The organism is Pseudidiomarina planktonica, assembly GCF_900177775.1.
Taxonomy (GTDB): domain Bacteria; phylum Pseudomonadota; class Gammaproteobacteria; order Enterobacterales; family Alteromonadaceae; genus Pseudidiomarina; species Pseudidiomarina planktonica.
In genome coordinates, this window is sequence record NZ_FXWH01000003.1 from 185968 (window position 1) to 199791 (window position 13824).

A 13824-nucleotide genomic window follows, 5' to 3' on the forward strand; every position below is an offset into this window, starting at 1 on the left:
GTAATAACAGCAGTATTAAACAGCGGGATCTGGCTTTGTCAGGTTCCGCTGTTTTCGTTTACGGCGGAAGAAACTGCGCAGTAACTCGGCGCTTTCGGCTTCCAGCACGCCGCCAATAACCTCTACCTGATGATTCATACTGGCGTGGTTCACTACCTGAATGGCGGTGCCAGTGGCGCCGGTGCGCGGGTCGGGCGCGCCGTATACTAAAGTCTTTACGCGGGCGTGAGTAATCAGGCCGGCGCACATGGCGCAGGGCTCGAGAGTGACATACAAAGTGGTATCAACTAAACGATAATTTTGCAGTTGTTGCCCGGCAGCTCGAATGGCCACGGCTTCAGCGTGCGCGGAAGGGTCGCTTAAGGCTATAACCTGATTAAAGCCCTCGCCAATAATGACGCCGTTGTGAACTACCACAGCGCCAACCGGAACTTCGTCGTTTTGTTCAGCAAGCTGCGCTAATTCCAGCGCCCGTTGCATATAATCTTCATGCGTCATCATGGGCGGGAATTATAGCGTGCCAAACCGGTAGCGCCTAGCCGGTTCTTTTCAAGGCGTCGAATTCACGCTTCAAGTTGTACTTTTCGTCGGTTACGATTTCTTCCAGCACTTGCACGCGTTCTTTTAAACGAGCCAGCTCGTCGGCAAGCTTAGGATCTTCTTTTTCTTTTTTGGTTTTTTTATTCCAGCCGAAAACTTCAACGATGCCCCAAACAATAATGGCGACAATGGCAATTGCAGTAATATCCATGGTGTTCTCCTGATGCGTTAGTTTTTATTGTAGTTGGTAAAGCAAAGCATGTGCCAGATTATTTTTATAATTGAAACATACACTTACAAATATACTTTCAAATCGCCTTTGTGAATTAGGCAACAAAATAGTCGATTTAACCAAAAAAAAGCCCCCGCACAAGGCGAGGGCTTTTGGCTAATTCTAAAGTTAGAATTTGTATTCAACACCTACACGAACTTCCCATAATGAAGCACCGGTTACACGTGACTGGCCTCCAGGCTGGAAGAATTCGTTGAACTGGAACTGAGTACCATCAGCAGTTAGACCACCATCAACGATATCGCTGATTTGTGGGAAACCTGGTTGATAGAATACACCCCAGTCGTCATTCAGCATGTTGCCAAGGTTCTCAATAACAAAGAACGCTTTAGCTTTATGACCGTCGGTGAAGCCAGGGATTTCCTGAGAAATCTTGAAATCAACCTTGGTCCACCACTTGCCTTCGAATTCGTTACGTGGCGCAATACCACCAGCGAATTTGTCCAGGCCTGACTGTTCAACAAAGTCAAAGAACGCATCAGTGTCAAAGTCCGGACCGAATACTACGTTAGTGTCATCAGCACCAGTTGGTACGTACAGTAACTGACGGCCAAAGGCGTAGTCACCGAACGGAGATTCAACAAACGCGTAGCTAAACGGACGGCCTTTGTTACGTGAACCGAACAGGCTAAAGGTTGTGGTATAGCCATCTACGAAGTCTTTCTGATACAGCGCACGTAAGGTAAAGCGGTGCGGGATTTCGTAGTTAGAAGTAGCAATTGGTGAATTCTGAATGTCAGAGGTAGCTGTTTGCGTGTAGTTAGAGTACGCAACCGAGCTGCCCATCAGATATGCGTCTTCTGCTTCTGTGTAGGCATAGGCCAAGCTCAGGTCTAAACCAAAGTCGAAGTTTTTGCTAACTGAGGTTGAGAACGAGAACTGACTACCAGCATTGTCGGTATTAGTCAGCATGAAGTCTTCAGTACGGCCGTCGTCAAACGCGCTGGCGTAAATCGGGCGTCCGTCTGGTGCAGTACCAGTTTGCTCTAATGCTAGGTCAACAATAGTTGCTGCTTCCTGGCGATCGGTATAAAGCAAGTCAGCCATCACCACATAACCGCTATCGAAGGTGTAAGTTGCGCCTAAGGCGTACTTCCATTCGCTCGGAATGTCGAAGTTAGGGTCAAGCACGTTTACTTCACTATCACCTGATGCATTAGCAACGCCATCGAACAAATTCTGCGGGATGTCGTAAATTGGTTGGCCATCGCCAGATAATGGAATATCGAACAGATCCGGACGTGTACGGTCCTGTAACTGAATCTGAGAGATACCATTTCTTTGATAGTTATTCGCTAACCATACGTTCGGGTTACCACCAGAGTACAAGCCAACACCACCACGTACTTCTAACTCAGGAGTTGGCATCCAGTTAAAGCCAAAGCGCGGCTGTAACAGACCTTTGCCGTCTAAGTTTTGCGCGTTGGTGAAACCATAACGCTCAACAAAGTTTTCGTTTTCACGCGGTAAATCGCTGCTGGTGTACCAGTCATAACGTAAACCGAAAGTCAGGGTTAGGTCATGCTCATACATGTAGTATTCGTCTTGCAGGTACGCAGTGTGGATTGCATAACCGAAAGCGCCAGCTGCGTCGTCAGGGTTGTTGGTGCCAGCGCCGCTACCGTAGTAGATGCGTGCCGGAGTACCAGCTTCGAAATCATCAATTGAATCGAAACGGTATTCACCAATAGCGTGCTGTACGAACTTGTTGAATACGTCATAGCTTTCGTATTCGTAACCACCATAAATTACGTGGTCGCCAACAAAGTAAGTACCAGCTAACTTGAAGAATGAAGTGTCATAGTACAGGTCGTTCGCCTGACGAGAGTCATCAACGCCCATGTAAACGGTGGCGCGTGAATCTTCGCCGTTACCGTCGTGGTCGTTAAAGGTAGTGATTTGCACTTCACCGAAAGGCGTAGGGCTTAAGCTTTGCTGAGTGTTATCTAACTCAGTGTAACCAGCACGCATTTCAGTTGAGAAGTTATCAGTCCAGTCAGAGTAAAGCTCACCAACGTATGAAGTCAGTTCAGCACCACGATTATAATAGTGGTTAGAGAACTCGTACTCATCGTTGTCGCCGTCCGACTGAGAAACTGAGCCACCGTCATTGTAGTTATAAGTGAAGGCAGCACGGTGAAGATTGTTAATCTGCCAATCTAATTTCACCAATAATTTTTCATCTTCAACAGGTGAAGAAGCAATTGGGTTACCTGGCTCATAACCATACTGGTCACGCGCGATTGCTGCAATGCGGTCAAGCTGTGCTTGTGAAACACCAAATACTGGCGTACCGGCGTTTGAACCACCAGGACCACGAGTGAAGTTGCTTACACCTTCATATTTTTCGTAGGCTGCGAAGAAGAACAATGTGTCTTCAATTAACGCGCCGCCTAAGTTGATGCCGTAGCGCTTTTCAGAGTAGTCGCCGTTATCAATTGGCGTTCCTTCCAGCTCATCGCCACGTAATGAATCGTTGGTGTAGTCATAGAATACGCCACCGAACATTTCGTTCTGGCCAGATTTAGTAACAGCGTTAATGTTACAGGCAGTGAAGCCACCATATTTTACATCGAAAGGTGCTAATTCAACGGCAACCTGCTCAATCGCGTCATAAGAGAATGGCATACGCTCAGTAGGGTAACCATTGCTGTTCAGACCGAAGTTATCGTTTAAGCGCACACCGTCAACAGTCAGGCTGTTGAAACGTGGGTTAGCACCGGCACACTGAATGCCGTCGCCGAAGCTTTCATCAACATAAACGCGTGGGTCAATACGCACAACGTCTTTGATGTCGCGGTTAATTGCAGGCGCAGTTTCCAGCGTCTGTAAACCGAAAGTTGAAGCCGGGCCAGTACCGCCATAGTTTGAGTTCATCATTGAACTACCGGTAACAGCGATACGCTCAACGCTTTGCGATTCAAACGTCATGTTCACGTTTGACGTGTCACCCAGGGTTAGAAATACTTCTTCAACCGTGGTTACACCCGTTGTAGGGTCGGTTGCTTCAATGCGGTATGGACCGCCAACCTGAAGACCACGAGCTGAGAAAGTACCAGAATCATTCGTAGTTAGGGTACGAGTGGTGCCAGTACGTTGGTCGGTTACGACAACGTTAGCGTTCGCAACGGTAGAACCAGCTTCAGTGGTGATAACACCACGCAGGCTGGAAGCCGTGTCTTGCGCGTACGCAGAAGCAGAGATGCCGATGGCCAGGGCTACCGCTGCTGCAATGCGAGAGGGTTTCGATGTAAACATGATTGCTCTATCCTAGGGTTGTTGTTTTAAAATCTGAGTCTGGTTAAACCAGTGTGTACACATTAATCGATTTGTATGTCACTTTTATGAAGCTGATACCACTAACCTCAACTTCTTTTCAAACTTTGTGTACATTATCGAACGCACATTATCTGGGTCGAATGTTGCAGTAAGATGACAGTATTTTAAGCGATCTCTGACTAAATTGCATAGTTAAGATTGAGATAAGCTCGAATTAATCGGAACCTTTTTCATGAGCCGTTGTCAGTCAACTGCTCCAGCCCTTTGTACCAGAGGTCGTCAATGCCAAATAAGTTTTTTAGTGCATTTTTTATAGTGGGAATCTTTTTTATGAATGCAGCGGCCAATAGCACCGAAGCGAATCGGGCAGACCCGAGTAAAAGCAGCGGCATTCGGGTTGCGGCCTTTAATGTGAGCATGGATGCGACTAACTATTTACCTGCAGAGTTGTGGGCGGAACAAGGCGCTGACGCCTTAAAAAATGCGCTGGCCGACGGGCATCCTCAGCTACGCGGGGTGGCCGAAGTTATTCAACGTACCCGGCCAGATATTCTGGTGTTAAACGAATTCGACTATTTGCCAGCAGACGTTGGTATTCAGGTTTTTCTGGAAAAGTATTTGGCGCAATCGCAGCAGGGCGCTGAACCTATTAGTTACCCGTATTTCTATTTGGCGCCGGTGAACACCGGGGTTCCCTCTGGCTTTGATTTAAATCGCGACGGCAAAAAAGATGCCCGCCAAAATGATGCCTGGGGATTTGGTTTTTACGAAGGCCACTATGCCATGGTGGTATTGTCTCGTTATCCGATTGTGACGGATCAAGTACGAACTTTTCAGCACTTTCTTTGGCAAGACATGCCCGGCGCATTGCTACCCGAAGTTCCGGAAACTGGCGAAGCCTGGTACTCCGATGAAATACTGGCAAGCATGCCGCTTAGTTCGAAAAGCCATTGGGATGTACCGGTACAAGTAGGTGACAAGCAATTACATGTATTGGTTAGCCATCCAACCCCACCGGTATTTGACGGACCTGAAGACCGGAACGGCAAGCGCAACCACGACGAAGTTCGGTTTTGGGCAGATTACGTAACGCCGGGGCAGAGCGAGTATATTTACGATGACGCTAACACTAGCGGTGGCTTAGCCCAGCACCAACGATTTGTGATTGCGGGCGACTTAAATGCGTCTGTTGAAGGCGATGAAAATGTTACCGGAACTATTGAGCAATTGCTCAATAGCCCGTTGATTCAGGCCGAACCAATACCGGCTAGCGAAGGCGGGGCTGCGCATAGCCCGGAATCAGCTTACGCTAAGTATCATACCGCCGGGTGGCGTAAACGGGCTGACTACGTGCTGCCCTCCAAGTTTGGTATAGAAGTAAAAGATGCCGGTGTATTCTGGCCTACCGAAGAAAGTGACTTGGCTCGTTTAGTTGAAAATCGTGAAGCAACATCCGATCATCGACTGGTTTGGATCGACATAAAGTTAACGGATTAAAGATAGTTTAACAAAAGTGTATCAATTTCATAAAAGTGTCATATAGTTACTCCATAATTGGCGGTGCTAACAGGACCCTAGGTGGATGCACATGTCGAGAAAAATACTGATCGTAGAAGATGAAGCGCCAATTCGAGAAATGCTGAGTTTCGTAATGGAGCAGCATGGTTATCAGGCGATAGAAGCTGGTGATTTTCAGACTGCACTGGGAAAAATTGTTGAACCTTTTCCGGATATGATTTTGCTGGATTGGATGCTGCCAGGTGGTTCAGGCATCCAATTGGCCAAGAAAGTAAAAGGCGATGACTTCACTCGCAACATTCCAATTATTATGCTGACCGCACGCGGCGAAGAAGAAGACAAAATTCGCGGCCTTGAAGTTGGTGCTGATGATTACATTACCAAACCTTTCTCTCCAAAAGAGCTGATGGCTCGTATGCGCGCTGTATTCCGTCGCGTAGCGCCAACAGTGTTAGATGAGCCATTAGAAGTTGAAGGCTTAAAGCTGGATCCGGTGTCACATCGAATTTCGGGTAACGGCCAGTCCATTGACATGGGCCCAACCGAATTTAAATTGCTACACTTCTTTATGACTCACCCAGAGCGCGTTTATAGTCGTGAGCAGTTACTTGATCACGTGTGGGGAACCAACGTTTACGTTGAAGACCGCACCGTAGATGTACACATTCGCCGCTTACGGAAAGCACTGACAGAACATGGTTTCGACCGTTTTGTTCAGACCGTACGTGGTGTAGGCTATCGTTTCTCCAGTCGTTAAAGAATTTGTCGGGCTATGGATAAAAAATACTCGGTGCTATTTATATTACGGAGCTTCATTATTTTTCTGGCTCCGTTTTTGGTGCTGGGGCTACTAACCGGCGCGTTCTGGTTATGTCTGGCATTAGGTTTAATTGTACTAATGGCCTGGCATTACCATCACCAGCTGAAGCTTATTCGCTGGTTGTGGCAAAGCCGCACCTTATTACCTCCTTCTGCGCCCGGTAGTTGGAGTTATATTTTTGATGGTATTTACCGCACTCAACGGCGTAGTCAAAAACGTCGCCGTGATCTGGCTCGCTTATTAAGACGCTTTCGTGAGGCTTCAGAAGCCATTCCCGATGCCGCTATTGTATTCAAAAGTGACGGTTCATTGTTGTGGTGTAATAAGCTGGCGCAATTTTACTTTGGTTTGAAGTGGCCGGGCGACAGCGGTATTCGCCTGTCTAACCTGGTTCGTGATCCTGATTTTGTCAGGTACATACAGCAAGCCGAGTTTGGCGACGACATTACCATTGAATCGCCGGTGCGCGACGACTTGGAGCTAGAAATTCGGGTAATGCCATACAGTGAAGACCAGTACCTTCTGATTGCCCGCGACGTGACCCAGTTGAAGCAACTGGAACAAATGCGTAAAGACTTTGTGGCCAATGTTTCACATGAATTGAAAACTCCGTTAACGGTTATTCAGGGCTACCTGGAAATGCTTGAAGACCCAGCCAATGTGCCGGCACCTATGCTGCAAAAAGCCGTCGCAGACATGGGTGCGCAAAGTCAGCGCATGCGCAATCTGGTTGATCAGCTATTAGCGCTATCACGCATGGAATCGCCTGCACAGGACTTATTTGAACTGACCATTAACGTGCCGCACTTGTTGAGCAACATTGAAACCGAAATGCAGCAGTTAAATCAGGACAAGCAACACGAGCTTACATTCTCAGTGGCACCTATTTCTATGCATGGCCGCGAGAGCGAAATTCGCAGCGCTATGATTAATTTGGTGGCGAATGCCATTGACTACACAGCACCGGGTGGAAAGATACAAGTAACCTGGCGTCCGGTTGGTGATCAAATGGAATTCAGTGTGAAAGACAACGGGCCGGGCATCGCAAACGAGCATCAACATCGATTAACGGAACGGTTTTATCGGGTTGACGACGACCGTAACAGTGCGAAAGGTGGAACCGGCTTAGGGCTGGCAATTGTGAAGCAAGCGCTGGACCACCACCACTGCCACTTACATATAGACTCTGTTTACGGCCGCGGTAGTCACTTCTATTTCCGGGTACCTGGCGAGTTGGTTGTGCAGCAACCGGGATCGGCTCGGCAGCGTATGCGCCATTCTAACGTTTAAGTGTTTTTGTCGGTTTACTAGTTTTTTACTGAAATATGACAATTTAAAGTTATTTGTCATTAAACTGTCACATTGACCTCCTATACTTGCCCTCGTTGACTGTTAAAACGCTGAATTACAGTGTTGACGAACTGGAGCTTAAAATGAAACTAAAAAATGTATTAGTTGCAATGGGTTTAGCTGGTGCCATGTTTACTGCAAATGCGGCAACCGACGACTTACCTGAATATGAAAAAGTTAGCGGATTATCCGGAAATCTTTCTTCTGTTGGTTCTGACACTTTGGCCAACATGATGACCTTTTGGTCGGAAGAATTTAAGCGTTTGTACCCTAGCGTAAATATTCAGGTGCAAGCTGCCGGTTCTTCAACCGCACCACCTGCGTTAACTGAAGGTACTTCAAGCCTGGGCCCAATGAGCCGCGCTATGAAGTCGAAAGAAATTGAAGCTTTTGAAAAGCGTCATGGCTACAAGCCTACCGCAGTTCGCGTTGCTATTGATGCGCTGGCTGTGTTCGCACATAAAGACAACCCAATTGAAGGTTTGACCATTCCGCAGGTTGATGCAATTTTCTCATCTACCCGTAAATGTGGCGCAAACATGGAAGTAAAACGTTGGGGTGATTTAGGCTTAGAAGGCGCCTGGGACAACCGCGATTTACAAATTTATGGCCGTAACTCTGTTTCTGGTACCTACGGTTACTTTAAAGAAGTAGCACTGTGTGACGGCGACTTCCGTAACGGTGTGAACGAGCAACCAGGTTCGGCTTCGGTAGTTCAGTCAATCTCTACCTCAGTAAACGCGATTGGTTACTCAGGTATCGGTTACATTACTTCTGGTGTGAAAGCGGTTCCTATCGCGCCGGCTGAAGGTGCTGAATTTATTGAAGCATCTACCGAGAACGCACTGGCAGGTAAATATCCGCTGGCTCGCTTCCTGTATGTTTATGTAAATAAGCATCCGAACGACCCGTTGGACCCGGCCACTGCTGAGTTCCTGAAAATGATTCTGTCTAAAACTGGTCAGCAAATCGTTGATAAAGACGGTTACATTCCAGTTCCAAAAGCAGTAGTTGAGCAAGAACTTGAACGTCTTGGCTTAAACTAAAATCATGCTTAATAGAAGCCGGGAGCTAACGCTTCCGGCTTTTTTGTGTTTTAAGCATGTGCTTATAGTTGGAAATATGACAGAAAAAGTGCAGAAATATGACAGCACTGTAACAATACTGTCATGATTGCAGTTTATACTGTGCACAGTAAAATTTACCCTCAGTGAAATTGCACTGAATTTCGAACTGGAGTTGAGGTTGTCGATGACCACCAACACAAAACAAAGTCAGTTAGCAGCAAACCGCGGACGATTATTTAAAGATCGCGCTACGCGGTGGGGCGTCACTTTTGGTGGCGGCATGGTGCTAATTGCACTGTTGCTGATATTTTTCTATCTACTTTACGTGGTTGAGCCAATATTCCGCTCAGTTGATGTTGAAAAGCAATACGATTTCGATATCCCTGGTGGTGGTTCTACTTTGGCCATGGGTGTTGAGGAACAAAGTGAAATTGGCTATCGCTTCAACGACCTTGGTGAACTGATATTTTTTGCAACCGAGGCCAGTGAGCGCCTGAATCGCAATATTGGCGATGTGTTGTTGAGCGAACTGGTGACTGATTCCGCGCCAACAGCTTTTGCTATGACAGCGCCACAAAATAACAGATACGCACTTGCTCATTCGCAAGGCTTCGTTACCGTGGTACAGCCGAAGTTCCGGGTAAGCTTCCCGAACGACTTACGCACTATTGTGCCTGTGGTTGATATTATTTCCGGTTCTGAACCACTGCAGGTAGACGAAGCTGGTCAGGCTATTCGTAAGTTGGCGTATGACTACGACGGCGAGTCTATGCTGTTTGCGGCCGTAACTGACGACAACCGCTTTATTGTGAATAAGTTCGTTGGTTCTGAGAACTTTATGACAGGTGCCGTAGAGCTGAAATCAAACTTCACCGAAGTTGAATTTAATGGCACTGTTGACGAGCTTGAAGTAACACCAGATTTGCGCCAGGTATTTGCGCGCCGGGGGAATCGGGTTTACGTGTTCGACGTAGCCATAGACGGCAGCGTAAGTGAATCGCAACTGCTGAACGTGAATGCCAAGGAGCTTGGTAATGTAACCACTATGGAGCTGCTAGCTGGTGCCAGTTCACTAGTGTTAGGCCATGACAGTGGTGCTATTAGTCAGTGGTTCCAGGTACCTTCCGATGATGGCCGCCAATATGAATATATTCGCAAGTTTCAGGCTGCTAAAGCAGCTATTACTGAAATTGTGGTGGAGTATTACCGCCGTACTTTCTATGCCATAGATGCGAACGGCGAGCTGGGTGTATTCCACACCACCTCGGAAGCAAACTTGTATCAGGAACGGCCAGCCGATATCGCGGCAGAGCGTGCAGTTATTGACCCTCGCGCCAACAGCCTGATGGTGCAAGCAAATAATAAGATGCACTTCTATGATCTGGATAACGAGCATCCGGAAGTAAGCTGGAGCGGTATCTGGCAGGAAGTTTGGTACGAAGGTTATCCGGAACCAACTTATACCTGGCAGTCTACCTCTGGCTCCGATGATTTTGAGCCTAAGTTCTCCCTGGTGCCAATTTCATTCGGTACTATTAAAGCAGCGGCTTACGCTATGTTAGTGGCGGTGCCCTTAGGTTTGGCGGCGGCAGTGTATACTGCTTACTTCATGTCACCGTCGGTGCGCAAAGTGGTGAAGCCCACGGTCGAGCTCATGGAGGCGTTACCAACGGTTATCCTTGGTTTCCTGGCCGGGCTATGGCTGGCGCCGATTATTGAGCAGTATTTGCCCGGTATAGTGTCGGTGCTGATACTGATTCCGCTGACCATTGTGTTGCTGGCCTTTATTAGTACTAAGCTGCCGCAAAAAATACGGCAACAGCTGACCGACGGTCGCGCTGCGTTAATTTTGCTGCCATTTATTCTATTCGTTGGCTGGGCCTCGTTTGCGGCAAGCCCACTGGTGGAAGAGTTGTTATTCGGCGGCAATGTGCGTGGTTTCATTACTAATGAACTGGGCGTTACTTTCGACCAACGCAACTCGATTGTGGTTGGTGTGGCCATGGGCTTTGCGGTTATTCCGACCATTTTCTCGATTGCCGAAGACGCGGTATTCAGCGTACCTAAGCACTTATCCAATGGCTCATTGGCGCTAGGTGCAACTACCTGGCAAACCCTGACCAAGGTAGTGTTGCTAACTGCCAGCCCGGGTATTTTCTCGGCGGTGATGATGGGCTTAGGCCGTGCGGTTGGTGAAACCATGATTGTATTGATGGCAACCGGCAACACGCCGATTATGGATTGGAACATTTTTGAGGGTATGCGTACCTTGTCTGCCAATATCGCGGTAGAAATGCCGGAGTCGGAAGTAGGGGGTACTCACTACCGTATCCTGTTCCTGGCGGCATTCGTACTCTTTATCTTTACGTTCATGTTTAACACGGTGGCAGAGCTTGTGCGCCAGCGGTTACGTGAAAAATACAGCTCAATGTAAGCGAGAGGATTAACCATGAATCACTGGTTTAAATCAGGCAAGCCCTGGATCTGGCTTACCGCCGGGGCAGTTAGTATCAGCTTGATTGCGGTTATTGGCCTCTTGCTGATGATCGCCTGGCGCGGCTTAAGTTTCTTTTGGCCTGCACCCATTCATGAGATGCAAGTGCAAACGCCAACTGGGGCTACCACAGTACTGATTGGCGAGCGTTACGAAACGGAAGAAATTCCGGTTAGTCGGCTGAATGAATCAGGCGTGTTTCTGGAGGACTATGATTCGCCGGTGCTGCAGCGCTACCTGATTAAGGTTGGTAACCGCGAATATGTACCGCTGGATTTCACCTGGGTACTTGAGCCTTCCATAGTAAGTGATACCACGCCGAAAGATTTGGCGGTCATTGAACGCTCAAAAGACGGTAATTTCTACGGTTATCCGGTAGATGTTCTGGAGAACGGCGAATCTGTGCTGACGTCGCAAAGCAACTTGCGCGACGTGTTATTCGAGCGCATTGAGCGGGCGGTAGAATTTAACGAGCAGGCCATGGACCTGCAGAACGATGAAATCAGCACTATTAACTACCAGATCGAGCAACTACGACTGGAACGTCGTGGACTGCAACTGGAAGGTAAGTTAACGCCTGCTGAAGAAGATCGTATTGCGTCTGAGCAAGCGGCGCTGCGTGAAGACTACATGGAAATTGAGAAAGAGCTGTTTGCGCTGCGTGACCAGGCAGGTCGTGACGCTGTAGTTATGCGCGACATGCGTGGCGAAGAAGTAACGCTGCCCATGTATCGGGTGTTGGATGTTACCTTCCCGAACGACATGAATATTCTCCAGAAATGGGGCCACTTTTTCGTTCAGGTAGCGAAGTTCGTGAGTGAAGACCCACGTGAAGCCAATACCGAGGGTGGTGTGTTCCCAGCTATTTTCGGCACCGTATTTATGGTGCTGTTAATGTCAGTTCTGGTGACGCCGTTTGGTGTTATTGCGGCAGTTTATTTGCACGAATACGCCGGCAAAAACATTGTTACCCGGGTTATTCGCATTGCGGTCATTAACTTAGCCGGGGTACCGTCCATTGTTTACGGTGTGTTCGGTTTGGGCTTCTTTGTTTATATGGTGGGTGGCACCCTGGATCAGATTTTCTATCCAGAGTCATTGCCAACCCCAACCTTTGGTACGCCAGGGGTGCTGTGGTCAGCCATTACGCTGGCAATACTCACGCTGCCGGTGGTGATTGTATCTACCGAGGAAGGCTTATCGCGCATTCCAAGTACGCTGCGTGAAGGTAGCCTGGCGCTGGGTGCCACCAAGGCTGAAACCATTTGGCGGATTATTTTGCCAATGGCATCGCCAGCTATTATGACGGGCTTAATTCTGGCCGTTGCTCGAGCTGCAGGTGAGGTTGCTCCGCTCATGCTGGTTGGTGTGGTGAAGTCGGCACCGATGTTGCCGGTTGACGGTAACTTCCCGTACTTACACGTTGACCGCAAATTTATGCACCTGGGTTTCCACATTTATGATGTGGGCTTCCAGAGTCCGAATGTTGAGGCTGCGCGACCACTGGTTTACGCCACGTCGTTCCTGTTGGTAACCGTGATTGTTGGGCTTAACCTGACAGCCATTGGTGTGCGCAACCATTTACGTGAAAAATACCGCTCGTTAGAGCACTAATATTGTAGCTAAGGGTCTTAATTATGATTTCGGTAACCCCGACAAGCTCAACTGCTGAAGCGTTAGATTTAGAAAATCTGACCAGTGAACAAACCGCCATGGAAATTCGCGATTTGAATTTACATTATGGTGACGTGCAGGCGCTGTTTGATGTGTCTATGAAAATCCCAAAAAACCGGGTAACAGCTTTCATCGGTCCATCAGGTTGTGGTAAATCCACACTGTTGCGCTGCATTAACCGCATGAACGATCTGGTGGAAATTTGCCGGACTAGCGGTGAAATTATCCTGCATGACAAAAACATCTATGACAAAGACGTAGATGCTGCGGCCTTGCGCCGTAAGGTTGGCATGGTATTCCAGCGTCCTAATCCATTTCCTAAGTCCATTTACGAGAACGTGGTTTACGGTATGCGCCTGCAAGGCGTGAACGACCGCCGCGTGCTTGACGAAGTAGTGGAGCGCTCGTTAAAAGGCGCTGCACTTTGGGAAGAAGTAAAAGACCGACTGGGCGACACCGCATTTAGCTTGTCCGGTGGTCAGCAGCAGCGTTTGGTTATTGCCCGCGCTATTGCAGTTGAACCAGAGGTGCTATTGTTGGATGAACCAACCTCGGCATTGGATCCAATTTCGACGTTAACTATCGAAGAACTAATTACCGAACTAAAGTCAAAGTATACGGTGGTGATTGTTACCCATAACATGCAACAGGCGGCCCGAGTGTCTGACCAAACTGCGTTTATGTATATGGGTAAGTTAATTGAGTATGCAGATACCAATACCTTGTTCACCACGCCAGAAAAGAAACAGACAGAAGACTACATTACCGGTCGCTACGGTTAATTTAAGGA

At 48.0% G+C, this 13824-nt stretch carries 10 protein-coding genes; 7 read left to right on the forward strand and 3 right to left on the reverse strand.

All coding sequences use genetic code 11. The annotated features are described in order from the left end of the window. Positions 1-15: 15 nt before the first annotated feature. From tadA to CCE91_RS11020, 3 genes are all read right to left on the reverse strand, one after another. Complete coding sequence (gene tadA, locus CCE91_RS11010) at positions 16-501, reverse strand: tRNA adenosine(34) deaminase TadA (protein ID WP_086435346.1); 486 nt, start codon at positions 499-501, stop codon at positions 16-18. A 34-nt stretch (positions 502-535) separates the two neighbouring features. Then, a complete protein-coding gene (locus CCE91_RS11015) occupies positions 536-751 on the reverse strand; it encodes a hypothetical protein (RefSeq protein ID WP_086435347.1) in 216 nt (71 codons plus the stop codon). Positions 752-940: 189 nt separating this feature from the next. Further along, entirely contained in the window at positions 941-4090 is a 3150-nt protein-coding gene (locus tag CCE91_RS11020; protein WP_086435348.1) for a TonB-dependent receptor, read from the reverse strand. Positions 4091-4441: 351 nt separating this feature from the next. Between CCE91_RS11020 and CCE91_RS11025 the strand changes: the two genes are divergently transcribed. From CCE91_RS11025 to pstB, 7 genes are all read left to right on the forward strand, one after another. After that, complete coding sequence (locus CCE91_RS11025) at positions 4442-5608, forward strand: endonuclease/exonuclease/phosphatase family protein (protein ID WP_234996331.1); 1167 nt, start codon at positions 4442-4444, stop codon at positions 5606-5608. A 91-nt stretch (positions 5609-5699) separates the two neighbouring features. Next, complete coding sequence (gene phoB, locus CCE91_RS11030) at positions 5700-6386, forward strand: phosphate regulon transcriptional regulator PhoB (protein WP_086435350.1); 687 nt, start codon at positions 5700-5702, stop codon at positions 6384-6386. A 15-nt stretch (positions 6387-6401) separates the two neighbouring features. Then, positions 6402-7739 (forward strand): phosphate regulon sensor histidine kinase PhoR, encoded by a 1338-nt coding sequence (gene phoR / locus CCE91_RS11035; protein WP_086435351.1) that lies wholly within the window; start codon positions 6402-6404, stop codon positions 7737-7739. Between the two features lie 143 nt (positions 7740-7882). Continuing rightward, positions 7883-8845 carry a PstS family phosphate ABC transporter substrate-binding protein gene (locus tag CCE91_RS11040; RefSeq protein WP_086435352.1) on the forward strand — a complete coding sequence of 321 codons (963 nt, stop codon included), beginning with the start codon at positions 7883-7885 and terminating at the stop codon, positions 8843-8845. 205 nt (positions 8846-9050) lie between these two features. Then, positions 9051-11300 (forward strand): ABC transporter permease subunit, encoded by a 2250-nt coding sequence (locus CCE91_RS11045; RefSeq protein WP_086435353.1) that lies wholly within the window; start codon positions 9051-9053, stop codon positions 11298-11300. 15 nt (positions 11301-11315) lie between these two features. Beyond that, entirely contained in the window at positions 11316-12974 is a 1659-nt protein-coding gene (gene pstA / locus CCE91_RS11050; protein WP_086435354.1) for a phosphate ABC transporter permease PstA, read from the forward strand. A 23-nt stretch (positions 12975-12997) separates the two neighbouring features. Further along, entirely contained in the window at positions 12998-13816 is an 819-nt protein-coding gene (gene pstB / locus CCE91_RS11055) for a phosphate ABC transporter ATP-binding protein PstB (protein ID WP_086435355.1), read from the forward strand. Positions 13817-13824 lie beyond the last annotated feature (8 nt).

Coding starts and splice junctions, on each gene's coding strand:
- CCE91_RS11040 (WP_086435352.1), top strand. CDS start 7,883: ATGAAACTAAAAAATGTATTAGTTGCAATGGGTTTAGCTGGTGCCATG.
- CCE91_RS11025 (WP_234996331.1), top strand. CDS start 4,442: ATGAATGCAGCGGCCAATAGCACCGAAGCGAATCGGGCAGACCCGAGT.
- CCE91_RS11020 (WP_086435348.1), bottom strand. CDS start 4,090: ATGTTTACATCGAAACCCTCTCGCATTGCAGCAGCGGTAGCCCTGGCC.
- phoB (WP_086435350.1), top strand. CDS start 5,700: ATGTCGAGAAAAATACTGATCGTAGAAGATGAAGCGCCAATTCGAGAA.
- pstB (WP_086435355.1), top strand. CDS start 12,998: ATGATTTCGGTAACCCCGACAAGCTCAACTGCTGAAGCGTTAGATTTA.
- phoR (WP_086435351.1), top strand. CDS start 6,402: ATGGATAAAAAATACTCGGTGCTATTTATATTACGGAGCTTCATTATT.
- CCE91_RS11015 (WP_086435347.1), bottom strand. CDS start 751: ATGGATATTACTGCAATTGCCATTGTCGCCATTATTGTTTGGGGCATC.
- CCE91_RS11045 (WP_086435353.1), top strand. CDS start 9,051: ATGACCACCAACACAAAACAAAGTCAGTTAGCAGCAAACCGCGGACGA.
- pstA (WP_086435354.1), top strand. CDS start 11,316: ATGAATCACTGGTTTAAATCAGGCAAGCCCTGGATCTGGCTTACCGCC.
- tadA (WP_086435346.1), bottom strand. CDS start 501: ATGATGACGCATGAAGATTATATGCAACGGGCGCTGGAATTAGCGCAG.